At 72.4% G+C, this 22,791-nt stretch carries 29 protein-coding genes; 13 read left to right on the forward strand and 16 right to left on the reverse strand.

Features of this window, described 5'->3' with window-relative positions:
• Window positions 1–163 precede the first annotated feature (163 nt).
• Entirely contained in the window at window positions 164–844 is a 681-nt protein-coding gene (locus AB0M59_RS16245) for a hypothetical protein (protein WP_364615116.1), read from the forward strand.
• Here AB0M59_RS16245 and AB0M59_RS16250 read toward each other — a convergent pair.
• The gene (locus tag AB0M59_RS16250; protein WP_364615119.1) at window positions 838–1,413 is read right to left on the reverse strand and encodes an XRE family transcriptional regulator; all 576 of its coding nucleotides are present in this window, start codon (window positions 1,411–1,413) and stop codon (window positions 838–840) included. The genes AB0M59_RS16245 and AB0M59_RS16250 overlap by 7 nt on opposite strands.
• An 18-nt stretch (window positions 1,414–1,431) precedes the next feature.
• Between AB0M59_RS16250 and AB0M59_RS16255 the strand changes: the two genes are divergently transcribed.
• Window positions 1,432–1,926, forward strand: a complete 495-nt coding sequence (locus AB0M59_RS16255; RefSeq protein ID WP_364615122.1) for an N-acetyltransferase family protein — start codon at window positions 1,432–1,434, stop codon at window positions 1,924–1,926.
• 21 nt (window positions 1,927–1,947) lie between these two features.
• Complete coding sequence (locus tag AB0M59_RS16260; protein ID WP_364615125.1) at window positions 1,948–2,937, forward strand: sigma-70 family RNA polymerase sigma factor; 990 nt, start codon at window positions 1,948–1,950, stop codon at window positions 2,935–2,937.
• Here AB0M59_RS16260 and sigJ read toward each other — a convergent pair.
• Window positions 2,934–3,794: an RNA polymerase sigma factor SigJ gene (sigJ, locus tag AB0M59_RS16265; RefSeq protein WP_364615128.1), complete on the reverse strand. Its 861-nt coding sequence runs from the start codon at window positions 3,792–3,794 to the stop codon at window positions 2,934–2,936. The genes AB0M59_RS16260 and sigJ overlap by 4 nt on opposite strands.
• Before the next feature lie 115 nt (window positions 3,795–3,909).
• Here sigJ and AB0M59_RS16270 point away from each other — a divergent pair, with 115 nt between their 5' ends.
• A complete protein-coding gene (locus AB0M59_RS16270; protein WP_364615131.1) occupies window positions 3,910–4,539 on the forward strand; it encodes an LUD domain-containing protein in 630 nt (209 codons plus the stop codon).
• A 3-nt stretch (window positions 4,540–4,542) separates the two neighbouring features.
• Here the strand turns inward: AB0M59_RS16270 and AB0M59_RS16275 are convergent, their stop codons facing one another.
• Complete coding sequence (locus AB0M59_RS16275) at window positions 4,543–5,400, reverse strand: hypothetical protein (protein WP_364615134.1); 858 nt, start codon at window positions 5,398–5,400, stop codon at window positions 4,543–4,545.
• A gap of 10 nt (window positions 5,401–5,410) precedes the next feature.
• A complete protein-coding gene (locus AB0M59_RS16280) occupies window positions 5,411–5,884 on the reverse strand; it encodes a hypothetical protein (protein ID WP_364615137.1) in 474 nt (157 codons plus the stop codon).
• Between the two features lie 171 nt (window positions 5,885–6,055).
• Here AB0M59_RS16280 and AB0M59_RS16285 point away from each other — a divergent pair, with 171 nt between their 5' ends.
• Window positions 6,056–6,817: a GntR family transcriptional regulator gene (locus AB0M59_RS16285; RefSeq protein ID WP_364615140.1), complete on the forward strand. Its 762-nt coding sequence runs from the start codon at window positions 6,056–6,058 to the stop codon at window positions 6,815–6,817.
• Between the two features lie 107 nt (window positions 6,818–6,924).
• Complete coding sequence (locus AB0M59_RS16290) at window positions 6,925–7,557, forward strand: hypothetical protein (protein WP_364615143.1); 633 nt, start codon at window positions 6,925–6,927, stop codon at window positions 7,555–7,557.
• On the opposite strand, the gene AB0M59_RS16295 is transcribed toward AB0M59_RS16290, so the two are convergent.
• Entirely contained in the window at window positions 7,502–8,086 is a 585-nt protein-coding gene (locus AB0M59_RS16295) for an XRE family transcriptional regulator (protein WP_364615146.1), read from the reverse strand. The two genes, AB0M59_RS16290 and AB0M59_RS16295, sit on opposite strands and share 56 nt — an antisense overlap.
• 77 nt (window positions 8,087–8,163) lie before the next feature.
• On the opposite strand from AB0M59_RS16295, the gene AB0M59_RS16300 reads away from it, so the two are divergent.
• The 3 genes from AB0M59_RS16300 to AB0M59_RS16310 all read left to right on the forward strand — a co-directional run bounded on the left by AB0M59_RS16300 (window position 8,164) and on the right by AB0M59_RS16310 (window position 10,319).
• Entirely contained in the window at window positions 8,164–9,096 is a 933-nt protein-coding gene (locus tag AB0M59_RS16300) for an NAD(P)/FAD-dependent oxidoreductase (RefSeq protein WP_364615148.1), read from the forward strand.
• 40 nt (window positions 9,097–9,136) lie between these two features.
• On the forward strand, window positions 9,137–9,592 hold the full coding sequence (locus tag AB0M59_RS16305; RefSeq protein ID WP_364615151.1) for a group II truncated hemoglobin: 456 nt from the start codon (window positions 9,137–9,139) through the stop codon (window positions 9,590–9,592).
• Window positions 9,593–9,752: 160 nt separating this feature from the next.
• Window positions 9,753–10,319, forward strand: coding sequence for a TIGR03086 family metal-binding protein (locus AB0M59_RS16310; RefSeq protein ID WP_364615153.1), 567 nt, complete (start codon window positions 9,753–9,755; stop codon window positions 10,317–10,319).
• Here AB0M59_RS16310 and AB0M59_RS16315 read toward each other — a convergent pair.
• Window positions 10,291–11,196 (reverse strand): NAD-dependent protein deacetylase, encoded by a 906-nt coding sequence (locus AB0M59_RS16315; RefSeq protein ID WP_364615156.1) that lies wholly within the window; start codon window positions 11,194–11,196, stop codon window positions 10,291–10,293. The two genes, AB0M59_RS16310 and AB0M59_RS16315, sit on opposite strands and share 29 nt — an antisense overlap.
• Entirely contained in the window at window positions 11,196–12,098 is a 903-nt protein-coding gene (locus tag AB0M59_RS16320; protein ID WP_364615159.1) for a MarR family winged helix-turn-helix transcriptional regulator, read from the reverse strand. Before AB0M59_RS16320 ends, AB0M59_RS16315 begins: the two co-directional genes overlap by 1 nt.
• Window positions 12,099–12,178: 80 nt before the next feature.
• On the opposite strand from AB0M59_RS16320, the gene AB0M59_RS16325 reads away from it, so the two are divergent.
• Window positions 12,179–13,615 carry a protein kinase gene (locus tag AB0M59_RS16325; RefSeq protein WP_364615162.1) on the forward strand — a complete coding sequence of 479 codons (1,437 nt, stop codon included), beginning with the start codon at window positions 12,179–12,181 and terminating at the stop codon, window positions 13,613–13,615.
• On the opposite strand, the gene AB0M59_RS16330 is transcribed toward AB0M59_RS16325, so the two are convergent.
• Both AB0M59_RS16330 and AB0M59_RS16335 read right to left on the reverse strand, forming a co-directional pair.
• On the reverse strand, window positions 13,605–14,519 hold the full coding sequence (locus AB0M59_RS16330) for a DUF3800 domain-containing protein (protein ID WP_364615165.1): 915 nt from the start codon (window positions 14,517–14,519) through the stop codon (window positions 13,605–13,607). The two genes, AB0M59_RS16325 and AB0M59_RS16330, sit on opposite strands and share 11 nt — an antisense overlap.
• 40 nt (window positions 14,520–14,559) lie before the next feature.
• Complete coding sequence (locus AB0M59_RS16335; RefSeq protein WP_364615168.1) at window positions 14,560–15,009, reverse strand: DUF3291 domain-containing protein; 450 nt, start codon at window positions 15,007–15,009, stop codon at window positions 14,560–14,562.
• A 101-nt stretch (window positions 15,010–15,110) separates the two neighbouring features.
• On the opposite strand from AB0M59_RS16335, the gene AB0M59_RS16340 reads away from it, so the two are divergent.
• The gene (locus AB0M59_RS16340) at window positions 15,111–16,604 is read left to right on the forward strand and encodes a hypothetical protein (protein ID WP_364615171.1); all 1,494 of its coding nucleotides are present in this window, start codon (window positions 15,111–15,113) and stop codon (window positions 16,602–16,604) included.
• 192 nt (window positions 16,605–16,796) lie between these two features.
• On the opposite strand, the gene AB0M59_RS16345 is transcribed toward AB0M59_RS16340, so the two are convergent.
• From AB0M59_RS16345 to AB0M59_RS16355, 3 genes are read right to left on the reverse strand one after another with little or no spacing between them, the layout of a single operon-like run.
• Complete coding sequence (locus AB0M59_RS16345; protein ID WP_364615174.1) at window positions 16,797–17,225, reverse strand: Rieske (2Fe-2S) protein; 429 nt, start codon at window positions 17,223–17,225, stop codon at window positions 16,797–16,799.
• A gap of 10 nt (window positions 17,226–17,235) precedes the next feature.
• Window positions 17,236–17,781 carry a DUF6529 family protein gene (locus AB0M59_RS16350; RefSeq protein WP_364615177.1) on the reverse strand — a complete coding sequence of 182 codons (546 nt, stop codon included), beginning with the start codon at window positions 17,779–17,781 and terminating at the stop codon, window positions 17,236–17,238.
• Window positions 17,781–18,449: a hypothetical protein gene (locus AB0M59_RS16355; protein WP_364615180.1), complete on the reverse strand. Its 669-nt coding sequence runs from the start codon at window positions 18,447–18,449 to the stop codon at window positions 17,781–17,783. Before AB0M59_RS16355 ends, AB0M59_RS16350 begins: the two co-directional genes overlap by 1 nt.
• A gap of 152 nt (window positions 18,450–18,601) precedes the next feature.
• On the opposite strand from AB0M59_RS16355, the gene AB0M59_RS16360 reads away from it, so the two are divergent.
• Window positions 18,602–19,624, forward strand: a complete 1,023-nt coding sequence (locus AB0M59_RS16360; RefSeq protein WP_364615183.1) for an alpha/beta hydrolase-fold protein — start codon at window positions 18,602–18,604, stop codon at window positions 19,622–19,624.
• Window positions 19,621–20,478 (forward strand): alpha/beta hydrolase, encoded by an 858-nt coding sequence (locus AB0M59_RS16365; RefSeq protein WP_364615186.1) that lies wholly within the window; start codon window positions 19,621–19,623, stop codon window positions 20,476–20,478. The genes AB0M59_RS16360 and AB0M59_RS16365 overlap by 4 nt, the downstream gene beginning before the upstream one ends.
• Here AB0M59_RS16365 and AB0M59_RS16370 read toward each other — a convergent pair.
• From AB0M59_RS16370 to AB0M59_RS16385, 4 genes are all read right to left on the reverse strand, one after another.
• A complete protein-coding gene (locus AB0M59_RS16370; RefSeq protein WP_364615189.1) occupies window positions 20,436–20,777 on the reverse strand; it encodes a DoxX family protein in 342 nt (113 codons plus the stop codon). The genes AB0M59_RS16365 and AB0M59_RS16370 overlap by 43 nt on opposite strands.
• Window positions 20,778–20,871: 94 nt before the next feature.
• Window positions 20,872–21,336: a GNAT family N-acetyltransferase gene (locus AB0M59_RS16375; protein WP_364615192.1), complete on the reverse strand. Its 465-nt coding sequence runs from the start codon at window positions 21,334–21,336 to the stop codon at window positions 20,872–20,874.
• Window positions 21,333–22,325, reverse strand: coding sequence for a non-homologous end-joining DNA ligase (gene ligD / locus AB0M59_RS16380; RefSeq protein ID WP_364615195.1), 993 nt, complete (start codon window positions 22,323–22,325; stop codon window positions 21,333–21,335). The genes AB0M59_RS16375 and ligD overlap by 4 nt, the downstream gene beginning before the upstream one ends.
• Before the next feature lie 32 nt (window positions 22,326–22,357).
• Window positions 22,358–22,777: a DUF6292 family protein gene (locus AB0M59_RS16385; protein WP_364615198.1), complete on the reverse strand. Its 420-nt coding sequence runs from the start codon at window positions 22,775–22,777 to the stop codon at window positions 22,358–22,360.
• Between the last annotated feature and the right edge of the window lie 14 nt (window positions 22,778–22,791).

Below are 22,791 nucleotides of genomic sequence, written 5' to 3' on the forward strand. Positions count from 1 at the left end.
GGACGAGCCTGCGAGCGTCGCGCTATCGGACACGGGGAACATGATCCGCAGGGTGCCACGGCGAAGGTCGTGGTGTCATCCGGTTTTCCGTCGGTACTGCCGTAACAACAGGACCGTCGCCGACGACTCTGGGCGCTGTCACCGGCCGATTTGGAGCGATGTCATGGACCACAGCGAACTCGCGGAGGCGACCGTCGTCGCCATCGCCGACCACTTCCGCGCGGCCCGCTCAGGAGTGCTGGTCTCGGAGCAGGCGTCGCGGACGGTGGCGGAGATCGTCGCGGTGGTCAGGTCGGCGTGCGGCATCGACACGCCCGTCATCGGGGATCTGCGGCGGAATCCGGGCGACAGCGACGTCCGCCACCACGCGACGGCGCTGCTGACGCGGACGCTCGACGACGACGAACGCCTCGCCCCTGCGCTCGTCAAGGCACTCGGCCTGAGCGAGCCCGCCGAGGCTCCGGCCGCCGACGTCCCGGCCGCCGTCGTCCCGGTGCGGGACACCGCTTCGATCGCCTGGACCCACCGCTACACACCGGCGCCGGAGCGCGACACCGATCGCACGCTCATCCGGCTCGGGGCCGTGCTGCTGGTCGTCGGCCTGGCCATCGGGGTGTTCTTCGTCGTCAAGATCTTGGGTGCGCCGATCTCGGCGGACTCGACGTGCGAGGACTACCTGCGGATGTCGGCTCAGGACCGGGCCGAAGCCGTCATTCACGTCGGCCTGGACCTGCACGTCCGGGATGCGGGTAACCCCCTCATGCGGCTCTCGGTCGACTACGCGTGCGGGATTTCCCCTAAAACGACACTCGGTGCCGTCCTCAGCCGGCCGCGGGGTTACTGAACACGGCCCGTTCGCGGTCGCATCACGAGCGCGGCGACGTGGTACTCGCACGGCTCGTCACTCCGATTCGCGTACGAATGCGGTGCGTCGGCGGGAAAGTAGACCGAATCCCCCGCCTTCAGCACGTACTCCGCCGAGCCGACACCCAGCCACAACGTGCCCGACTCCACCGCGACGAACTCGTGGGAACCCGGCGCGTACGCGGGGAAAGTCCCGGCGTCGCACCGCGGCGGCAAAGTCGTGCGGATCCACTCGAAGTTGACGCCCGGCACGACCGGCGTCAGGACCGTGCGGTGCCAGCCGCCCGGCTCGGCGACGTGGTCCTGCTCCTCCGCGCGGCGGACGATCACCCGGTCCGTCTCCAGGTCGGCCAGCAACCGGGACAGAGAAAGACGAAGCCCGTCGGCGATGCGCGACAACACCACCACCGTCGGGGTCTTCTCGCCGCGCTCGATCGCCGACAGCATGCTCACGCTCACCCCGGCTTCGCGGGCCAGCGCGCTCAACGCCAGGCCACGGTCCGTCCGCAACGCGTGCAGGCGACGGCCCAGGTTCACCGGATCGATCATTCCACTATAATACGCAGTGTGTCCACTATAGAGGAAATCAGGCCGGCGATCGAGGCCGACGCCGACGGCATCGCGGCCGTCTTCGCGCCGTACGCCACCGGCTCGGTCGTCACCTTCGAAACCACTCCGCCGACCCCGGACCAGTGGCACGCAAAGGTTCGCGAGAGCGATTTGCCGTTCCTCGTCCTGGCCGGCACCAAAGTCCGGGGGTTCGCGCTCGCCGCGCCGTGGCGGCCGAAACCCGCCTACCGGCACACCGTCGAGACGACCATCTACCTCGCGCCCGAAGCCGCCGGTCGCGGACACGGCCGGCGGCTGCTGGACGAGCTGCTCAAGCAGTGCGCCGACGCGGGTGCCCGGCAGGCGATCGCGGTCGTCGTCGACTCCGGTAGCCCCGCCTCGCGGAACCTGCACCGCGCCGCCGGGTTCATCGACGCGGGCGTGCTGCGGCGGGTCGGGTTCAAGCACGGCCGGTGGCTCGACACCCTCCTGATGCAGCGCGAACTCGGCTGACCGTCGGGCAGGATGCGGGGCATGGACACCGAAGCCGACCTCCTCGAAGCGGCCCGGCGTGAAGACCGCGGCGCGTTCGACCGGCTCGTGCGGCCCTACCAGAGCGAGCTGCGCGCCCACTGCTACCGGCTGCTCGGCGCCCTGCACGACGCGGAAGACGCGCTGCAGGAGGCGCTGCTCGGCGCGTGGCGCGGGCTGGCCGGGTTCGAGGGACGCAGCTCGGTGCGCGCGTGGCTCTACCGGATCGCCACGAACGCGTGCCTGCGGCTGATCAAGCAGCGCCCGCAACGCCTGATGCCGCGCGATCGCCACCCGGCGGCGAACCCCGGTGACGCGCTCGCCGAGCCCGTCGACGGCGAGGCGTACGTCGAGCCCTACCCCGAGGACGACTGGGACCCGCAGCGCCGCTTCGAACTCCGCGAAAGCGTCGAGTTGGCGTTCATCGCCGCGTTGCAGCACCTGCCCGGCACCCAGCGGGCCGTGCTGATCCTGCGCGAGGTGCTCGCGTTCTCCGCCGCGGAAGTCGCCGAAGTGCTCGACACGTCGGTCGCTTCGGTGAACAGCGCGCTGCAACGGGCGCGCAAGACCCTCGACCAGCGGATGCCGTCGCAGAGCCAGCAGGCCACGCTGCGCGCCCTCGGCGAGGACGCGGAACGCGCGCTGGTGGCGGACTTCGTCGCGGCGTGGGAACGCGCGGACGTCCCGGCGCTGCTCGACCTGCTCGCCGAGGACGCCCGCTTCACGATGCCGCCGCTGCCCGCGTGGTTCGACGGCCGCGACGACGTCGCCCGCTTCCTGTCCGGCAGCGTGTTCGCCACGCCGTGGCGGCTGGTGCCGGTCCGGGCCGCCGGCCAGGTCGCGTTCGCGTGCTACCAGCGTCACCCGGACGGCGTGTTCCGCATCGGCTGCGTGAACGTGCTGACGCTGCGCGGCGACCGGATCGTGGAGATCATCGGCTTCCTCGACCCCGCGATGTACGCGGGCTTCGGCCTGCCGGCGGAGCTTCCCTAGTCCGTCCAGCGACGGAGTTTCTCGGGGTTGCGGACGACCCAGATGTGCTTGATCCGATCGTCGGCGACTTCGAACGCGAACACCGTCACGATCGCGCCGTCGTGCCGGGCGACCAGGCCGGGCCGGCCGTTGACCGTGCGCTCCGCGAACTCCATGGTGGCGGGCTTCCGGCCGGCCAGCTCGATCCAGGCGTGCGCGATCCGCTCGCCGCCCTCGATGGGGTGCGGGAAGGCGATGGCGAGGCCGCCGCCGTCGGCGGTCGCGGTGGCGCCGGGGTCGAGCAGGCCGATCAGGGCGTCGATGTCCTTCGCTTCCCACGCCCGCTTGAACTCCCGGACGATCCCCGCCTGCCGGGCCACCGGAGTCGCGGGATCGTGCGACGCGCGGATGCGGCGCCGGGCCGAGGACGCCAGCTGGCGGCACGCGGCCGGCGTGCGTCCGACGATCTCGGCGACTTCGGCGAAGGAGTGGCAGAAAACGTCGTGCAGGATGAACGCGACGCGCTCGGCGGGGGTCATCGCCTCGAGCACGACGAGGAAGGCCATGCTGACCGACTCGTCCAGGGTGACGCGGTCGGCCGGGTCGTCTCCGGCATCTTCGGGCACCGGCTCGGGGATCCATTCGCCGACGTAGGTTTCGCGGCGGACCCGTGCCGAGCCCAGCAGGTTCAGGCAGATGCGGCCGGTGACCGTCGTCAGCCAGGCGCCCGGGGACACGATGGCGTCCTGCTGCACCTTCGGCAACGCGAACCAGCGGGCGTAGGCCTCCTGGACGGCGTCCTCGGCCTCGGCGAGGGAGCCCAGGAGCCGGTACGCGAGGTTGAGCAGCCTGCGCCGCTCGCTCATGAGCGCGTCCATGGTTCTCCCTTCGTCACCCATACGACAAGGCAGCGGCCTCGAATGTGAGGCCTCACATTCCGGGTGGCTGCGTTGTCGTACCCGGGAAACCGATCCGACCACGCCAGGAGCCATCATGACCACCCAGTTGCCGGTCACCCCCTTCACCGACCCGGCGGCCGCCGAGCGCCTGGAGCGGGCGGCCGCCGCGCTGACCGCCCACGGGTTCGCCGTGGAGGTCCTCGACGACGCCGCGGCCGCGCGGACCCGCGTCGCCTCGCTGATCCCCGAAGGAGCCAGTGTGTTCACCGGGGCCAGCGAAACGCTGCGGCTGTCCGGGATCGACGCGGACATCAACACGGGCGGGCGGTACCAGGCCGTCAAACCGCTCGTCCTGGCGATCGACCGCGCGACCGGCGCCGACGAGATCCGGCGGCTGCTCGCAAGCCCCGACGTGGTCGTCGGCAGCGTCGCCGCGGTCACCGAGACCGGCTCACTCGTGGCCGCCTCGGGCAGCGGCAGCCAGCTGCCCGCCTACGCGGGCGGCGCCGGCCGGGCGATCTGGGTGGTCGGGGCACAGAAGGTGGTGCCCGATTTGGAGACGGCATTGCGCCGTATCGAGGAGCACTGCCTGCCGCTGGAGAGCGTCCGTACGCAGGAGGTCCATGGGTGGCCGAGTGCGGTCAACCGGGTCTTGGTCCTCAACGGGGAACCGCGGCCGGGGCGGGCGACGGTTCTGTTGCTGCGGGAAGCCATCGGCTTCTGAGGATCAGGAAGACGTCCCTCCCAGACGCCAGTTCGCGTAGTTGCGGGCGAGCTGCGCGAGGCTTTCGGTGGTCGCGCGGTACGTCCAGAGACCGGCCACATACACGGCAAAGGTGGTGATTTCTTCAACCGACGCGAGTGCCCACCGCGTGTGTGCCCGCGCCCACGCTTCGGCCGCGTCCGGTGGGTGTCCTGCGCCGATGAGCCGCAGGACGAGAAAGGCCGGATCGACCCACGGCGCACCCGATGCCGGCCACCCCCAGTCGACGACACGGATGTCGCCGCCCGAAGTGACGACGAATTGGTCCTCGTGAAGATCGGTGTGGAGCAGGTGGTCGCCGATCAGCACTTCGGGCACGTGGCGTTCCCACGCTGTCAGCTCATCGAGTCGCCATCCGTTCAGCACATGTGGCTTCTCTTCGGCGACCCGCTGCCACCACGAAGTCTTCCAGCGCTCGCCCAACGACTTCAGCTCCGGCGCCCGGATGGCTCCGATCCGGTCGAGCGCCGAGGCGACCGCGGGCAGGTCCGGTGAGCCCGGCGCAAGGCTCACCGGACGTCCCCCGACATATTCGAACGCGGCGATCAGCCAGTCGTCGATATCGCGGTGAAAGGCCACGGCCGGCGCGATTCCCCGCACCCTCTTCGCGCTGGAGATCTCGTTCCGCAGCCAGCGCATCTCGCGCGAGACGCCGTGCACACCCTTGAGGAACACCGGTGGCAGTTCGTCGCGGTACAGCGCGAGCGCGGCGCTGCAGCTCTGCCCCTCTGGGACCGGAACAGCCCGGACGATGGTTCCGAGCTCGTCTTGGACCTCTCGGCGGACCGAGTCCGGCAGGTCCTCCCAGTGATACCGCAGCATCGCCCTTGCTCTACTTGCCGTTGGTATCCGTGTTTTCGTTGCCGTCCTTGCCCGAAGCTCGGCAGCCGTCATCGCCGTCGTTGCACTGGGCTGTCAGAGTCAACCACAGCTCCGGGTCCACGGTGAGCCCCGTGGCGGCGATCGCCGCGACCGTCCGCGACATCTCATCACCCGGATCGCCTGCCGTACGACAGTCATTCGGGACGTGGTGGATGAAGCGACCTGCGACGCGCCGGCAGAAATCCGCGTACTCCTTGGTGTAGAGGATGAACACGTGCCAGCCGATATCGACCGTCGCGGACGGCGACAACGGCTCATCACGGTCGCCGGCACACGCGTACAGGAAAGCCAGCGCCTGTTCCATGACGCGCTCGGCGAACTCGCGCGTCGTGGACTCCTGCGCGACGATCCGGTCCACCAACCGGTCGAACAGGTCCTCGTCGACGAGTTCCCGGCTGTCGAGCTGTTCAGCGATCACGGTCATACCCGTCTCCCCGATCTGTTCAGCGCCCGCAGCCGGATGACCCGGGCAGTGCCACCGACCGTCGAAGTTCCGATACCGGTGCCCTCTCCACTGGTAAGGACGTCATTACCAGTAATCTGACACAGTCGGCTCAACTGGTCAAGACGAGTTACCCAGTGGAAGGATGGCCACATGGTTGACCGCAGAAGTGGAGTCCCGGCGTTTCGGCAGGTCGCCGCCGATCTGCGCGAAAAGATCGCGTCCGGCCGGTTCTCGCCAGGCGAGCAACTGCCCAGTGAACGCGATCTGGTGGACAGCTACGGGGTCTCGCGGCCGACCGTGCGCGATGCGGTCAACTTGCTTCGCGCCGAGGGCCTCGTCACCTCCGAGCACGGTCGCGGCGTCTTCGTCCGCCCACCGGCGAGCATCCGGCGCATCGCTCGTTCGCGCCTCTCCCGTGAAGCGCGCGAGCGCAACCGTGGCGCGTTCCTCGCCGACGCTGCGGCGCAGGGATTCACTCCGTCGACATCGGTGAAGGTCCGCTTCGAGGAAGCCGACGATCGCGTCTCCGGGTACCTCGCGATCGAGCCGGGCTCCGACGTCACGGTGAGAGACCGGGTGATGCGCGCCGACGGGCTGGTGGTTCAACTCGCGGTGTCGCGGCTCCCTCGCGAGCTCACCCGCGACACCGCGATCGAGCAGGTCGACACCGGCGTCGGTGGCACGTATGCCCGGCTGGAGGAGGCCGGACACCGCTTGGCATCGTTCGTCGAGCACGTCGGCGCGCGAATGCCCACACCCGACGAGGCGTCCTTGCTGCAGCTGGCCGACGGCGTCCCGGTGATCACCGTGACCCGCGTCGCCTACCGTGAAGACGGCTCGCCGATCGAGATGAACGACATGACGCTCGCGGCCGATCGCTACCAGCTGTCGTACGAGTGGGCAGCCGACTGACCGTCAGCGGAACTTCGCCCGCAGGGGGAACCGGTTCCCCTGCTTCCGGAGCAGGTCGAGGATCGACGAATGTGGTGCGGAGGTTCGCGGCACGCGAAGATGAGCCGGTGGACGACCGTCCGGACAGCTCCACCGCGATCCTCCTCGCCGAGTACGCGGCGCTCCGCAGCGAGACCGAACGCCGCTCGACGATCCAATGGAACGTCTTCGCCCTGCAGATCGCCTCGGCCGGCGCGATCATCAGCCTGGCGATCGCGTCCGCTGCCAACTCCGCCCTGCTCCTCGTGGTTCCGCTCACCTCGTACGTGCTGGGCAACCGCTACCTCCTGCACGACTTCCACCTCAAGCTGATCCACCGGTACGTCCGGGACTCCTTGAGCGAACGGTTGTCCGGCAACCTCCGTTGGGAAGCCTGGCGGGACCGCGAACTGGACCGCGAAACGGCTCCCGGGCGGTGGTTCACCTCGACCGGCTGGAACGCCGTGCACCCGACCCGGCTCGCCTTCGTGGGAGTCGCCGCGCTGGGCCTTGCCGGGGCCCTGGTCGCCGGGGTCTTCCTGTGGATCGGCCGGTCACCCGCCTGGTACGTGATCACCGCGTTCGGCCTGGGCTGGCTGTTGGACGCGCTGGCCACCGCGCGCCTGCACCGGATCTTCACCGGCGCCCGCGACCGCCCGCCCAGCCCTACCGGGACTTCGCCCGCAGGTGGAGCCGCTCCCCCTGCTTCCCGAACAGGCTGAGGATCTCCGCGGGCCGGCCGACCGCGCCGAACCAGTGCGGCAGCCTGGTGTCGAACTCCGCCGCCTCGCCCGGGCCCAGCGTCATGTCGCGGTCGGCCAGGATCAGCCTCAGCCGGCCCGACAGGACGTACAGCCACTCGTAACCCTCGTGGACCTGGGGATCCGGCTCGCCCGTCTCCGGTTCCAGGATCATCTTGAACGCCTGGGGCGCGCCGGGCTGGCGGGTCAGCGGCAGGACCGTCATCGTCGCGCCGTTGCTGCGCGGGAGGCGGCGGGCCGTCAGCCGGACGCGGGGGTCGCCGACCTCGGGCGCGCCGACCAGCTCGTCCAGGGGGACCTGGTGGGCCTGGGCGATCGGCAGCAGCAGCTCGAGGCTCGGCTTGCGCTGGCCGGACTCCAGCCTCGACAGCGTGCTCTTCGAAATGCCCGTCGCGGCCGAGAGGTCGGCCAGCGTGACCCGCCGCTGGGTGCGGACCCGCTTGAGCCGGGGGCCGACCTCGGACAGGGCCTGGGTGATCGCGTCCGTCATGCCTCCAGGAAACGCTCTTGTCCCGGAAACGGCAACATTTGTTGTCGGAATCGCGAAGCCGGGTCCATGGTGGCGGCATGACCGAAAACAGCTATGACGTCCTGGTGGTGGGTGGCGGGGCCGCGGGCCTGAACGCCGCCCTGATGCTCGGCCGCGCGCGGCGGCGCGTCGTGGTCGTCGACGGCGGCTCGCCCCGCAACGCCCCCGCCGAGCACATGCACGGCTTCCTCTCCCGCGACGGCCTGCCGCCGTCCGAACTGCTCAAGATCGGCCGCGAGGAGCTCGCCGGCTACGGCGTCGAGCTCCTCGAAGACCAGGTCAGCGCGCTCGAACCCGGGTTCACCGCGCGGCTCGCGAGCGGCCGCGAGCTGACCGCCCGGCGCGTCCTGGTCGCGACCGGCGTCCACGACGAACTGCCGGACATCCCCGGCCTGCGCGAGAGCTGGGGCACCGACGCGGTGACCTGCCCCTACTGCCACGGCTACGAGGTCCGAGACCAGCCGCTCGGCGTGCTCGGCACCGAACCCGCGAGCGTCGAGCACGCGCTGCTGGTGCGCCAGTGGTCGCCGGACGTCGTGTACTTCGCGCACACGGCGCCACCGTCCGAAGAGGACCGCGAACGGCTCGACGCGCGAGGAATCCGCGTCGTCGACGGGACCGTTACCGCCCTGCGACGGGAAAACGGCCACCTCACCGGGCTCGAGCTCGGCGCGCGGTTCGTGCCGCGGGTGGCGCTGTTCATCCGGACGCAAACCGTCCCGCACGACGAGCTGATGCGCGCGCTCGGTTACCAAGAGACCGACCCGATGGGCAAGACGAACGTGCCGGGAATCTGGGCGGCCGGGAACGTCGTCGACGCGCGGGCGACCGTGATCATCGCCGCGGCCCAGGGCGCGGCCGCCGCCGGCGCGCTGAACCACGACCTCGTGTCCGAGGACGTCCGGCGGGCGGTCGACGCTTTCGGTGGCTTCACCCCGGAAGCCGAACGCGCGGCCGCGGCGGCGCGCTGACGTCCTGGCGTTCGGCGCCCGGCCGTGCCAGGCTCGGCGGGTGCGTCCGACGCTGTACGACTTCGCCGGCGGCGACCCCGCGTTCCTCGCGCTGGCCGCCGCCCACCACGAGCGCTGCCTGGCCGACCCCGAGCTGAACCACCCGTTCTCGCACCCGGGGCAGCATCCGCAGCACGTCGACCGGCTGGCCCGCTACTGGGCCGAGGTGATGGGCGGGCCGCCGCGGTTCTCGCAGGAGTGCAGCGACCATTCGGCGATGCTGCGAATGCACGCCGGCAACGGCGACATGAGCGACCTCGGCCGCCGGTTCGTCGAGTGCTTCGTGCGGGCCGCGGACGACGCCGGCCTGCCCGCCGATCCCGAGTTCCGCGCGGCCCTGCGGTCCTACATGGAGTGGGCGGTCGCCGAGGTCCTCACCTACCCGGGGCCCGCGGACGACGTGCCCGCGGACCTCGCGATGCCGCACTGGTCGTGGAACGGGTTGCAGCCGGTGTAACGCCCGGGGCGCCCGCCGCGTCTTGTGAGCAACGACCGGCTGTGGAGGTCCGTCGCAGAGCCGGTCCGGGCGCGTTTCCCCCCAACCTGTCCGGGCCGGCTCGCCCACTGCGTCCGATTCCCGCGAGCGTCGCCACCGCGGCCGGGCCAGAGTGGACGCCATGCTCCTCGACCGCTTCCTGCTCGCGAGCAAGGGTTTCGAACACCACCTCCGCGCGGTACCGCCCGACGGCTGGGGCGCGCCGACGCCGTGCACGGAGTGGGACGTCCGCCGGCTGGTGAACCACATGACGCGGGGCAACCTCAACTACATCGGGCTCCTGCGCGGCGCCACGCGCGACGAGTTCCTCGCGCAGCGCGACGCCGACGCGCTCGGCGACGACCCGGTCGCCGCCTTCACCGAGTCGGTGCGGGCGTGCGCCGAAGCGTTCGCCGAAGAAGGTGCGTTCGACCGCGTCGTCGACTACCCGCTGGGCAAGCTGACCGGGCGGCGCGCGCTGGCCGTCCGCACCACCGACAGCACCGTGCACACCTGGGACCTCGCGCGCGCTCTCGGCGCCGACGACACGCTCGATCCCGGCCTCGTCGCGTGGATCGACGAGAGCCACGACGAGATCTTCGCGGGGCTGGCGCTGAACTCGCGGGTCTTCGCCGACCCGCCGGCGGGCGCCCCGGGCGCGTCGCGGCAGGACCGGCTGCTCACGCGGTTCGGCCGCGATCCTCGCTGAGGTCGCAGCCGAGCCGTCCGGCCAGCTCGGTCAGCGCCCGCCCGAGGGGCAGGTCGACGCGCACCGAGGCGTAACGGTCGCCGCGGGTCTCGCCGTGGTTGACGATCACCACCGGCTTGCCCGCGGCCGCCGCGTGGCGGACGAAGCGCAGGCCGGACATCACCGTGAGGGAGGACCCCAGCACCAGCAGCGCGGCGGCCTCGTCGACCAGGCGGTAGCACTGCTCGACGCGGGGCCGCGGCACGTTCTCGCCGAAGAACACCACGTCCGGCTTGAGCACGCCGTCGCAGTCCGCGCAGGGCACCGGGGTGAACCGGCGCACGACGGCCTCCGGCAGCTCGACGTCGCCGTCCGGGTTGATCCGGGTGGCCGCGCCCTCGAAGTCCGGGTTGGCGGCGCGCAACCGCCGGTCCAGCTCGGCTCGCGGGCTGGTGCGGCGGCAGTCGAGACAGAGCACGCGGTCCAGGCTGCCGTGCAGCTCGACGGCGTCCGCGGTGCCGGCCGCCTGGTGCAATCCGTCGACGTTCTGGGTGATGACGCCGCCGAAGTACCCGCCGTCGCGCAGGGCGGCGACCGCGCGGTGGCCGTCGTTGGGGTCGGCGCGGGCGATGGTGCGCCACCCGAGGTGGCTGCGCGCCCAGTACCGCTGCCGGCCGTCGGCGCTGGTGACGAACTCGTCGTAGGTCATCGGCGTGTGCCGGCGCAGGCTGCCGGTTTCGCCGCGGTAGTCGGGGATCCCGGACTCGGTGGAAAGCCCGGCGCCGCTGAGCACGGCGACGCGCCCGCGCTCGACGACGCCGGCGAGTTCGCCGAGGCTCGAGGTCCGGGGCAGCGGCGCGTCCGGGGACGTCCAGGTCAAGGTGGGGCGGGTCCGCACTAGGCCAGGGTACGTGGGCCTGGAAGGTGCTTCTCGAACCAGTGATCGGCGTAGTGCTCGTCGTTGAACGGCGCGACCTCGCGGTACCCCGCCGCGCGGTAGAGGCCGATCGCTTCGCCGAGCGCGCGGTTCGTCTCGAGCCGCAGCGCGCGGATGCCGAGACCTGCCGCGTGCGCCTCCAGCTCGGCCAGCAGCCGGCGGCCCAGGCCGAGACCGCGGGCCGAGGGCGCCACCCACATCCGCTTGACCTCGGCCGGTGCGTCGCCGGTGAACTTCAGCGCGCCGCAGCCGACCGGCTCGGCGTGCAGCGTGGCCACCAGCAGGACGCCGGCCGGTGGGGTCATCTCCTCGTCCGCCGCGGAGATGCTGAGTCCGGGGTCGAACCCGTCGTCGAACCGCCGGGCCAGCTCGCTGAAGTAGGCGCGCAGGCAGAACCGGGCGTTCGCGTGGCCGGGCGGGCACGGGGCGACGTCGACCGCCGAGGCCGTCAGGAGCCGCTCGACCTCGGCCATCGCGGTGACGAGCCGCGTGCGCTGCCCGCCGGACAGCGGGGCGAGGAGCGCGGCGGCCGCGTCGTCGGAGAGCCGGTCGAGGGCGGCGCGTTCGTCCTGCCCGGCCGCGGTCAGCCGGGCGGTGCGGACGCGGCCGTCCTCAGCACTCGGCTCGACGCGCACCAAGCCGTCCCGTTCCAGTCCGCGCAGCAGCCGGCTCAGGTAGCCGGAGTCGAGGTCGAGCCGTTCGCGCAGCGCACGGACGTCGCGCCCGGCGGCGCCGATCTCCCACAGCACCCGCGCTTCGCCCAGTGGCCGGGCGCGGCTGAGGAAGGCGTCGTCGAGCGCGCCGATCCGCTGGGTGACCGTCCGGTTGAACCGGCGGACGCCCCCGACCAGGTTCGAGTCCATTACCTGACTATAGTCAGAGAATCCGCTGTAACGCTACGCCACATGCGGCAGACTTCCCGGTGTCTGCGGGAGGGAAAAGCGTGAGCCGGCAGTTCGGGCCGTACCGGATCGAGTCACTGATCGCGCGCGGGGGCATGGGTGAGGTCCACCGCGCCTACGACACGCGCCACGACCGCGTCGTGGCGCTGAAGCTGCTCTCGCCGGACTTCGCCGCCGACCACGAGTTCCAGGAGCGGTTCCGGCGGGAGGCCCACGCCGTGGCGCGGCTGCGCGAGCCGCACGTGATCCCGATCCACGCGTACGGCGAGATCGACGGGCACCTCTACCTCGACATGCGCCTGGTCGACGGCGGCGACCTCGGCACCCGGCTGGCCGCGGGCGGGGCCCTGACGCCGGCCGAGGCGGTCGACGTCGTCGGGCAGGTCGCGCAGGCTCTGGCTGCCGCGCACACCGAGGGGCTGGTGCACCGGGACGTCAAGCCGTCGAACGTGCTGGTCGGCGCGACCGGGTTCGCCTACCTCGTGGACTTCGGCATCGCCCGCGCGGCCGGCCCCGGCACCGACCTGACGGCCACCGGCGGCGCGGTCGGCACCCTCGACTACATGGCGCCCGAGCGCTTCGCCGACGCGCCGGTGGACCACCGCATCGACGTCTACTCGCTGGCCTGCGTGCTGCACCAGTGCCTGACCGGCAGCAAGCCGTTCACGGCGACGACGGCCGCGTCGCTGATCGGCGCGCACCTGCACCAGCCGCCCCCGCGCCCGAGCACGCTGCGGCCCGGCCTTCCCGCGGCGTTCGACGCCGTGATCGCGCGGGGCATGGCGAAGAACCCCGCGGAGCGCTTCGGCAGCGTCACCGAGCTGACGGACGCCGCCCGGGCCGCGCTCGGCGGCACGAGCCCGGTCCACCCCGCCGCTCCCCCGACCCGCCAGGCCACCCGGGTCGCCCCGGCCGCCACCGAGGTGCCCCGGCGGGCGTCGAAGGCGCCGTGGCTGGTCGCCGGCGTGGCGCTGCTCGCGCTGATCGGCGTCGTCGGGTGGTTCACGGTCTTGAAACCTTCGACGCGGGCTCAGCCGGCACCGACCTCTCCCGCACCGGCCTCTACTTCTTCGGCCGCGCCGCCGGTCACCGCACCGCCGGTGACGACCACGCGGGTGAGCGTCCGGACGTCCGTCGCCACCAGCGTCGCGAGCAGCGCGGACCTCGGCCTGGCGACCGCGATGAGCACGCCGGCGTGCGACGGCTCGTACGTCGTCGTGCTCGGGTCCGCCATCACGCCGGCCCGCTACCGCGCCGACGTCCAGCGGTTCCTCGACACCCACCCGGGCGCGCGGTACCTGCACACGCCGACCACCGGCTGCGGCTCGCTGCGGCAGCAGGTGAACGGCGCCGACGTGTACGCCGTGTTCGACGGGCCGTTCGCCGCCAAGGAGTCCGCGTGCGCGCGGCGCAGCGGGAGCGCGTACGTCAAGCGGCTCGACAACACGACGTCGCCGGCGCAGGTGATCAGCTGCTGAGCCCGTTCCAGACGGAGTCGGCGTCCACAAAGGACCTGAGCAGGCCGGTGAGCACGGTGTCGCCGCGGCCGTTCAGCGCGTCGGAGGCGATCCGGCGGGCGACACCGGCGAGGAAGTCGGCGACCTGCACGCGGGCGTCGGACCGCGAGTCGACGAACCGGACGCCGGCCAGCCGGTTCCCGAGGGTGACCTTGAGCTGGAGCACGCGTTCGCCGGTCAGGGCGAGCTGTTCGTCGTGGACCAGGGCGACCGGGGCGCCGTCCGCGCTGAAGTGGCGGACGGTGTGGATCACCGCGGGGACCAGCGGGTCCAGCACCGGGATCAGGCCGGGATCGCTCGCCAGCCGGGCGCGGTAGGCAGCCACGCGTTCGGCGCCTTCGCTCAACTGGGCCATGATTTCACCGGCTTCGCCTTCGCCGGACAGCTCGCGGGCCAGAGCGAAGAACTCCTCCGGCGACGACGTCACGCCGCGCCGGGGCTTCAGGCGCAGGACGCTGGTGAACGCGGCGAGGAAGTACGCCCAGCGGTCGGCGCCGAAGGCGGCCGGGCCGGCGCGGTGGAGGGTGCGCGCCATGGCGTCGTTGCCGTGCTCGGCCAGCAGCGTGACCGCGGCCCGGACGGCGAAGAACGTCTTGTCGGTCAGGTGGACGTGCCCGTGGCCGGCGAGCGGGCCGGCGGGGTCGAGCAGCCATTCGAGCACCGGCCGGTGCTTGCCGCGCAGCAGGTGGTTGGCCTTGTACTCCTCGGCGGGCGAGCCGATGCGGGCGCGGATCTCCTGGACGCAGGCCCGCGCGGCCTCGGGCGTCAGCCGGACGCCGGCGTGGGCGAAGACATCGGTTTCGCCGCCGACGAGGTTTTCGCCCTCCGAGCCCGACTCGTCGCAGGCGATCTCGACCGGGCTCACCGGACCGATGGTGCCAGACCCGCCGCCGGGCGGCGACCGATTACCGGACGCGGCGTCCGTCCACGGTGAACCGGCGACGCAGCGAGAAGGCTTGGGGTGACGATCCGTGGTCCCGGAGGAACCCCAGCCGCGCCAGGGCCTGATCCACGGTGGGGCGGCGGCCGTCGGCCACCCACCACAGGGCGGTGGAAGGCTGCGGCGTCGGCGCGAACCACTCCCGGCGGCGCAGGAGGAACCGCCCGTGCGCGCTGCGGTAGACGAACTCGTGGAGGCTGCGGTAGTCACGCCACACCGAGACGTTGACGACCACCTCGACGCCGGCGGAGGTGGCGATGACGGCGTGCCCGCCGGTGCCCAGCCGCCAGACGAACCCGGGAGCGCCTTCGGCGAGCCGCGCGACGGCTTCGAAGGCGTTCGCGAAGCCGGCCTTGGCGGGGTCGTCCAGCGGCGCGCCCGGGATCGCGACGTTCACCTGGGCGAGCTCGGCCACCGCGTCAGGGTAAGCCCGCCGCGGTCACGGTTGGGCCACATCGGCTAACGACCACGGCCGATCCGCTGACTCGCGAAGAGTAAGTGTTCTGGGAGGTGCCGATGGCCACGAACGACCGGCCGGCCCGGCTCGCACTGGGTGCAGCCGTCGTCGTACTGCTGCTGGGTGCCGCGGGATTCCTGGTGCAGCAGCGTTTTGCGACCGGTCCGGGTGGGACGGTCACCGTCGCCGGGATCGAAGCCGACGCGCCCGCCGGGACTCGCGTTTCCTTGCGGCCGGCGCCCGAACCCGGCGTCGCGGCGCCCCTGACCCGGCGGATCGGGGGCGGGGCCGACCTGAGTTTCGACGGCCGCCCGTCAGCGCGGGTGCGGATCCCGATTCCCGCGCCGCCGCCGGCCGGGTTCGCGCCCGTCGTCATCACCGGGACCAAGCTCGTCCCGGCGGTTTACGACGCTTCGACCCGGAGCATCGTCGCGGAGCTGACCCGCGGCGGCGCGTTCTGGGGCGGACTGCTCGACTTCGCCGCGCTCGGGCGCGAGGTCGTGCCGGAGCCGGCGCCGCGGCCGGACTGCGCCGGGCGCCCGGCCAGCTCCGACGGCGTCACCGTCGGACTCGGCGAGCCGGGCTCGGCCACGCCCATCTCCACCTGCGTGACCGCCGGCAACGGCCGCGCGAGCGTCACCCTGACGTCGAACGCCCGCGTGCCCTACCGGCTCGTCCTGCCGGCCGGCTGGCCCGAAGCCACCGCCCGGACCACCGCGGCGAGCACGTCCGCCGTGCAGTTGTTCGGCCGCCCTCGCCAGCGCGACCTGCTGTGGCCCGGCTCCGGCGTGACCTACGACGTCCCGTTCGGGCGCCTCCCGGCGAAGCTCACGGGCCAAGCCGAGCCCGGCCCCGGGCTGGGCACCGCGCTCGCCGCGGCCGCACACCACCTGGCCTCGCTGTTCGGGCTGACCGGCGCCCCCGAGCCGTCCGCCGGCACGCTGACCTGCGCCGCGCAGGACACCGAGGACCGGCCGGCCACCGTGTGGGCCGCGCTCGGCCCGTGCCACCTCGACGGCGGCGACGTCGTACGCCGGTTCCTCGGCGCCGGGATCGGGCCGGTGACCCGTGATCTCGCGACGGCGAATCCCGCGTTCGCGGCCACGATCACCACCAGCCGCGCGCAGCGGTTCACCCAGACCGTGGAGTACCGGCCCCGGACCGGCGCCACGACGGCCCGGGCGACCGGCGCCTGCGGCTCGGTGTCCGCGGTGTCCGGCCGCCACGACGCCTACCGCTGCACTTCCGGCGCCACCACCTACGACCCGTGCTTCGCCGCGCCGGGAACGCGGGTGGTCTGCCCGACCTCGGCGACGAAAGCCGTGCTGCTCACCTACACCGGCGCGCTGCCGGCCCCGCCGCAATCCGGCGGCACCGCCGATCCGTACCTGCTCACACTGGACGACGGCCTGCAGTGCGCCGCCGTCGCGGACGACTCGGGCCCGGGTACCCGGTTCGCCTGCACCGACGACACGGTCCTGCGCGGCGAGCCGGACCCGTCGAGTCCACTGTGGACGATAGAGGGACGGACCGTCGCGAAGGCCTACACCTAGTGTCGCGCGTCCGAGGTTCGTTGACAGCGCGACGGCGAGTGCGAACGTCTTGAATGAGTCATTCAGGTCTTCGGAGGTCCTGAATGACTCATTCAAGACCTTTGGTCCGGGCTACCGAGCCGGGCCCGGGCTCGACTCGGCGAGCGCCCTGGCTCCAGCGACCGAACGTCGACAGACTTGCCACGCGCGACTCTAGGCCAATGTGATCTTGCCGTTCGCGACGGTCACGTTCTTCTTCTCCAGCGCCTGCGCCGCCGGGCCGTTAGCGACCGAGCCGTCGGCGATCTTGAACTTGCTGCCGTGGCACGGGCAGTTGATGGTGCCGCCGGCGACGGCGTCGACCGTGCAGCCCTGGTGCGTGCAGATCGCCGAGAAGGCCGCGAACGTCCCCGCCGCCGGCTGGGTCACCACCACCTGCTTGTCCGCGAACACCTTGCCGCCGCCGACCGGGACGTCGCCGGTCGCGCCCAGCTCGGTCCCGGCCGCCGGGGGCGGTGCCGCGGCGGACGTCCCCGAGCCCGAATTGCCGCCGTAGGTGCTGCAGCCCGCCACCAGCCCGGCGCCCACCGCCGCGAGCGCCGTCCGGCGGGCGACCACCGGGTCCATGTCCTCGTTGCGCACGATCGTCCCCCTAGAACGTCAAGCCCGATTGGGTGAAGAACCACAGCGACGCGCTCAGCCAGAGCCCGACGAGTGCGGTGAACACGACGCCGCCGAGGACCGGGAGCGACCAGCCGGGCGCGCCGTCCCGGCGCAGCAGCAGCATCTTCGCGACGAACGCGCCGTAGAAGAAGCAGCCCAGCAGCGAATGCAGCAGCACGCGGGTGTCGAACGACTGGAACCCGAGCGCGTAGAGGCAGTGCAGCGCCACCGGGATCGACACGAGGAAAGCCAGCCGCCCCGACCAGCGGTGCACCGGCGCGACCCACGCGGGTGCGGTGCGGCCGAGCTTGCCGTACATCGCGAGCGCCGAGAGCAGCTGGACGATCGCCAGCACGACGACGACCGTCGCGAGCCACGCCTTCACCGCCATCGGGCTCGAGAAGCCGGCGACGTTCACCGCGACGCCGGTCGGCGTGTGCAGGCTGCCGTAGACGCCGAGCACCACCGAGACGACGGCGCCGACGCCGAGCGGCACGAGGAGCGCGGCCCCGGCGCGGTTGCCGGCCGTGGTCATCAGAAGTCACCGTTCCCGGCCAGGCCGCTGACCGGCTCCGCGGTCACGCGCGCGCCGTCGACGGTCGCGGTGCCGCCGGCCGCGTCGAGCACCGGAGCGGCGGTCGAGTCGTCTTCCGTCGTGAGGATGCCGACCTGGCTGCCGTCGGGCTGCACGATCCAGCCGACCTTGGCCGTCTTGCCCTTCACCTTCGGCGCCGCGCGGTAGAGCCCCGCGGGCTTCTTCGCCGGGGGTGCGCTGAACTGCCAGGTCTTGCCGGCCGCCGTCACGGTCCCGGTGACCGACGCGGCGTCGAAACTGCCCGTCAAGCTGGCGTTCTTCGCCCCTTTGAGGTCCAGTTTCCCGCCGACCGTCACGCCTTGCAGCCAGGCCTCGACCTTCTTGCCGTCGCAGACGTAGGCGATCGCGTGGCCGTCGCGTACCGACACCGCCACGGACGCGCCGCCGCCGGTGACGCGCCCCGCGTAGTCCGCCCGCGCGGGCGCATCCGCCTTGGGCGCCTCGGCTTTCGGCGCCGCCGCCGCCGACGTCGTCGGAGGCGGCGCGGACGAACTCGCGACGTTCGCCGCGTTGGCGGCGCCGGCCACCGGCGCGACGCCGGTTCCCGTCGCCACGTTGACGATTCCGATCCCGCCGGCGAGCACGACACCGGCGAGCAGAGTGAACAAAGGCCCCGGATGTTTCATGGTCTTCCCCGCATTCCCCTAACCCACCACCGTGCCCATAACACGGAGGTCGGGGCGAAGCGGCTCAACGCTACGCGCGGAAAAGAGGTATCGCTTAGCCCGTGCAACCGGTTGAACCGTGGTTGACTGGCGGCATGCTGCCCTGGGACGGCGACCTCGCCGGCCGGCTCGACCGGCACACCGTCGACTCCGCGCTGCTGCGGGACAACCCGCTCGGCGACCCGCACGAACGGCCCCTGTGGGTGTACGTCCCGCCGGGCTACGACGACGGCTCCGAGCGATACCCCGTGGTGTACGTGATCCAGGGCTACACCGGGCACCTGTCGATGTGGGCCAACCGGACGCCGTTCCGGCAGCCGTTCGTCGAGACGGCCGACGCGGTGTTCGCCGGCGGCGCACCGCCCTGCGTCGTGGTGTACGTCGACGCGTGGACCGCGTACGGCGGCTCGCAGTTCGTCGACTCGCCGGGAACGGGCCGCTACCACTCGTACCTGTGCGACGAGATCGTGCCGTGGCTCGACGCGCACTACCGGACGATCCCGGACCGCGAATCCCGCGCGATCGCGGGCAAGTCGTCCGGCGGGTTCGGCGCGATGATCACGCCGATGCTGCGCCCCGACCTGTTCGGCGCCCTGGCGACGCACGCGGGCGACTCGCTGTACGAGCTGTGCTACGTCCCGGACTTCGGCCAGGCGGTCCGCGCCCTGCGCCGCTACGACCAGGACATCCAGGCGTGGTGGGCGGACTTCCGGTCCCGCCCGGCTTTCTCCGACGCCGTCGACGCGACGCTGCTGCAGCTGCTCGGGGTATCGGCGTGCTTCTCGGCACGCCCGGACGGAACGCCGGAGCTGCCGTTCGACCCGGCGACGGGCGTGCTGCGGCCGGAGGTGTGGCAGCGCTGGCTGGACTGGGACCCGGTCCGGATGGTCCCTTCGCGCGCCGCGGCGGTCAGCTCGTGGCGAGCGGTGTGGATCGACGCGGGCACGAGCGACGAGTACTTCCTCGACGTGGGCGCGGAGGCGTTCCGGGCGGAGGTGGTCAAGGCGGGGTTGGCGGAGGACCGGATCCACTTCGAGCTGTTCGACGCCGGTCACGGGGCGATCGACTACCGGTACCCGTTGTCCTTGGCCTGGCTGGCCGGAAAGCTGGCCCGGTGAACGTCACCGAGACCGACCTCGCCCTGCCCGACGGGCGCACCCTGCACGTCTACGACACCGGCGCCCCCGCGCGGCTCACCGTCCTCTGGCACCACGGCACGCCCAACCTCGGCGCCCCGCCCGGACCACTCCGGCCGCTCTCCGAAACGCTCGGCGTCCGGTGGATCTCCTACGACCGGCCCGGCTACGGCTCCTCCACTCCCCTGCCCGACCGGACCGTCGGGGACGCCGCCGAGTGCGCGGCCGCCGTCGCCGATGCGCTCGGGGTCGACCGCTTCGCCGTCATGGGCCACTCCGGGGGATGCTCGCCCGCCCTCGCCACCGCCGCCTTGCTCCCCGAACGCGTCCGAGCCGTCGCGATCCTCGCCGCCGTCGCGCCCTTCGAGGCCGATGCCTGGTTCGACGGCATGGCCGCCGCCAGTGCCGCTTCCCTGCGTGCCGCCGCCGAAGGACGGGCCGCCAAGGAAAAGTACGAAGCCGCCGCCGAGTTCGATCCCGAGGTCTTCACCGACGCCGACTTCGCCGCGCTCAACGGGTCGTGGTCCTGGCTCAACGACGTCGTCCGGCCGGCCCTCGGGGCCGTCGGCCTGATCGACGACGACCTCTCCGCCGTCAAGCCCTGGGGCTGCGACCTCGCCGCCATCACCGCGCCGGTCCTGCTCGTGCACGGCGCCGACGACCGGATGATCCCCGCCACGCACAGCGAATGGCTGGCGAAGCGGATCCCCGGCGCCGAGCTCCGGCTCACCCCCGGCGACGGCCACATCTCCGTGCTGGACCACGCGGCCGACGCCCTCACCTGGCTCGCCGGTCAGGACAGCAGCGCCAGCGACGCGACGACCGGAGCCAGATAGATCACCGGGAACGCCAGGTGCCCGTATGACCGGGCGCGGGCCACGGTCACGACGGCGCCGAGGAAGTACAGCACCAGCCCGATCGCCGCGGCGATGCCGATCGGCGGCACGAACAGGCCGACGACCAGGCCCACCGCGCCCGCTGCCTTCGCCGTGCCCAGCCACGGCCACCACGCCTCCGGCACGCCGTAGGAGGTGATCGGCTCGACGACCCACTTCGCGCGGGTGAAGACCGAGACGGCCGAGAAGGCGACGAAGGCGGCGGCGAAGAGCGTGACGATCAGGTAAGCGGTGGACATCGGAACTCCTCCGGGGATCGCGGGCCCCGGGGTTCCGGGTCCGTCACCCCCACGACTCCGCCCGCCGGACCGATGTGACCGGCCGTGACGGCGATCACAACCCGAGGCGCACCACGATCTCGCCGTCGTCGATCTCCCCGGTCGGCGCGAACCCGAACTTCCGGTAGAACGCGCCCGGGCCGTCGTCGCCCGGCTGGTGGCTCGTGAGCAGCTCGGTCGCGCCGTCGGCCCGCACCAGCGAGACGACCTCGGTCAGCACCGCGCGGCCGATCCCCCGGCCCTGGTGCCGCCCGTCGACGAGCAGCCGCCACAGGTAGTACGGCCCGAGGATGCCGGGCCGGCCGGGCGGGACGTCCCAGCTGAGCATCACGAAGCCGACCGGCTCGTCGCCCGCGTAGACGGCCCGGTACCAGGGCTCGCCTTCGGGCGTCGTCGCCGCGTCCTCCAGTGACTTCGCCACCGACGCGACGAACCGCTCCTGGCCCGGCCGCACGCGCAGGGCGCACACCACGTCCCGGTTCTCGTCGGTGATCTCGGCCAGACGCACGGATGTGGTCACAGCGCTCCTGTCGGTTTCGGCACGCGCACCTCGCCGGGAGTCCGATCCGGACGCAGGCCGCGCCACGAAGTGTGGCGCAGCCGCAGATCCGGCGTGACGCGGCGGTGGACGACCTCGCCGACCAGGTCCGGCTCGACCCAGTGCGCGCCGCGGGCGCGATCGCGCGGCACTTCCGTGGCGAACGGGGACTTCGCGCGGGCCAGCGGCCCGAGGACGTCACGGAGGTGGTCGAGCGCCTCGTCGGTGAACCCGGTGCCGACGTCGCCGATGTACACCAGCGAGCCGTCGTCGTCGTACCCGCCGAGCAGCAGCGCGCCGAGCGTGCCCGCGCGGCGGCCGGCACCGGTCCGCCAGCCGCCGACGACCACTTCGCGCGTCTGCGTCAGCGCGCGCTTCGTCCACGACGGCGAACGAGCACCGGGCAGGTACGGCGCGTCCAGCCGCTTCGCGACGACGCCCTCGATGCCGTGCTGGGCCGCGGTCGCCAGCAGCTGGTCCGGCGCGATGTCGGCGCGGGTGTACCAGGGCGGCACCACGAGCCGGCCGTCGGCGGGCCGGACCAGCTCCGCGAGCAGCTCGCGCCGCTGCTCGTAGGGCCGGTCCAGCAGCGACTCCGTCCCGATCCGCAGCAGGTCGAAGGCGAAGTAGACGACCGGGACCTCGGCCCGCAGCGTCGCCGTCGCTTCGTGCATCGCGCGGCGCTGCATCAGCTCGAACTCCGGGCGGCCGGCCGCGTTCAGCGCGACGACCTCACCGTCGAGCACCGCCGCGTGCCCGCCGAGCGCGGGCGCGAAGACGTCCTGCAGTTCGGGGTAGCGGTGGGTGTGGTCGCTGCCGCTGCGGCTGGTGATCCGGGCTTCGCCGGAGTCCGCGACCCGGGCGCAGCCCCGGAAGCCGTCCCACTTCCACTCGTAGCCGTGGCGGTCGTCGTCCGGGAGGGACCCGTCGACGGCCAGCATCGGCGCCACCGCGTCCGGCATCGTCCCCATCGCTCCAGTGTGGAGGATCGACCGGGGCCGCGTCACCCCGCCGGCAGCAACGGCAGGAGCTCCTGGTGACTCCCGGCGCGGCGCAGCACGGGTGTACCCGGCCCGTCCGGCTCCGGCTCCCCCGCGCGCAACGCGGCCAGGAAGCGCACTATCGCGCGCGACGGCGGCAGGATGTCGGACCCGCCGAGGTAGGCCAGCACGATCATCTCCTCCCCGCACGCCGCCTCGACCGCGACGGCCCAGCCGTGCACCTCGTCCCACAGCAGCGCCACGTCGCGGTCGGGGAACCGGCGCAGCCGCCCGTCCACCGCGACGTAGGCCGACACCGGGACGTCCACGTCCACGGTGCAGGACTCGAGGCCGAGGCCGAGCGCCCCGGCCACCTCGCCGAGGTACGCGCGCAGGCCGCGCTGGAACCAGAACTCGAGATCGGTGTCGATCAGGACGGACACCCGTTTCCTTTCTT

Source organism: Amycolatopsis sp. NPDC051371, assembly GCF_040682155.1.
Lineage (GTDB): Bacteria > Actinomycetota > Actinomycetes > Mycobacteriales > Pseudonocardiaceae > Amycolatopsis.

Coding starts and splice junctions, on each gene's coding strand:
- sigJ (WP_364615128.1), bottom strand. CDS start 3,794: ATGGACGCGCTCATGAGCGAGCGGCGCAGGCTGCTCAACCTCGCGTAC.
- AB0M59_RS16350 (WP_364615177.1), bottom strand. CDS start 17,781: ATGACCACGGCCGGCAACCGCGCCGGGGCCGCGCTCCTCGTGCCGCTC.
- AB0M59_RS16300 (WP_364615148.1), top strand. CDS start 8,164: ATGACCGAAAACAGCTATGACGTCCTGGTGGTGGGTGGCGGGGCCGCG.
- AB0M59_RS16320 (WP_364615159.1), bottom strand. CDS start 12,098: ATGGACTCGAACCTGGTCGGGGGCGTCCGCCGGTTCAACCGGACGGTC.
- AB0M59_RS16260 (WP_364615125.1), top strand. CDS start 1,948: ATGGACACCGAAGCCGACCTCCTCGAAGCGGCCCGGCGTGAAGACCGC.
- AB0M59_RS16295 (WP_364615146.1), bottom strand. CDS start 8,086: ATGACGGACGCGATCACCCAGGCCCTGTCCGAGGTCGGCCCCCGGCTC.
- AB0M59_RS16280 (WP_364615137.1), bottom strand. CDS start 5,884: ATGACCGTGATCGCTGAACAGCTCGACAGCCGGGAACTCGTCGACGAG.
- AB0M59_RS16275 (WP_364615134.1), bottom strand. CDS start 5,400: ATGCTGCGGTATCACTGGGAGGACCTGCCGGACTCGGTCCGCCGAGAG.
- ligD (WP_364615195.1), bottom strand. CDS start 22,325: ATGGGGACGATGCCGGACGCGGTGGCGCCGATGCTGGCCGTCGACGGG.
- AB0M59_RS16370 (WP_364615189.1), bottom strand. CDS start 20,777: ATGTCCACCGCTTACCTGATCGTCACGCTCTTCGCCGCCGCCTTCGTC.
- AB0M59_RS16285 (WP_364615140.1), top strand. CDS start 6,056: ATGGTTGACCGCAGAAGTGGAGTCCCGGCGTTTCGGCAGGTCGCCGCC.
- AB0M59_RS16310 (WP_364615153.1), top strand. CDS start 9,753: ATGCTCCTCGACCGCTTCCTGCTCGCGAGCAAGGGTTTCGAACACCAC.
- AB0M59_RS16270 (WP_364615131.1), top strand. CDS start 3,910: ATGACCACCCAGTTGCCGGTCACCCCCTTCACCGACCCGGCGGCCGCC.
- AB0M59_RS16340 (WP_364615171.1), top strand. CDS start 15,111: ATGGCCACGAACGACCGGCCGGCCCGGCTCGCACTGGGTGCAGCCGTC.
- AB0M59_RS16360 (WP_364615183.1), top strand. CDS start 18,602: ATGCTGCCCTGGGACGGCGACCTCGCCGGCCGGCTCGACCGGCACACC.
- AB0M59_RS16250 (WP_364615119.1), bottom strand. CDS start 1,413: ATGATCGATCCGGTGAACCTGGGCCGTCGCCTGCACGCGTTGCGGACG.
- AB0M59_RS16245 (WP_364615116.1), top strand. CDS start 164: ATGGACCACAGCGAACTCGCGGAGGCGACCGTCGTCGCCATCGCCGAC.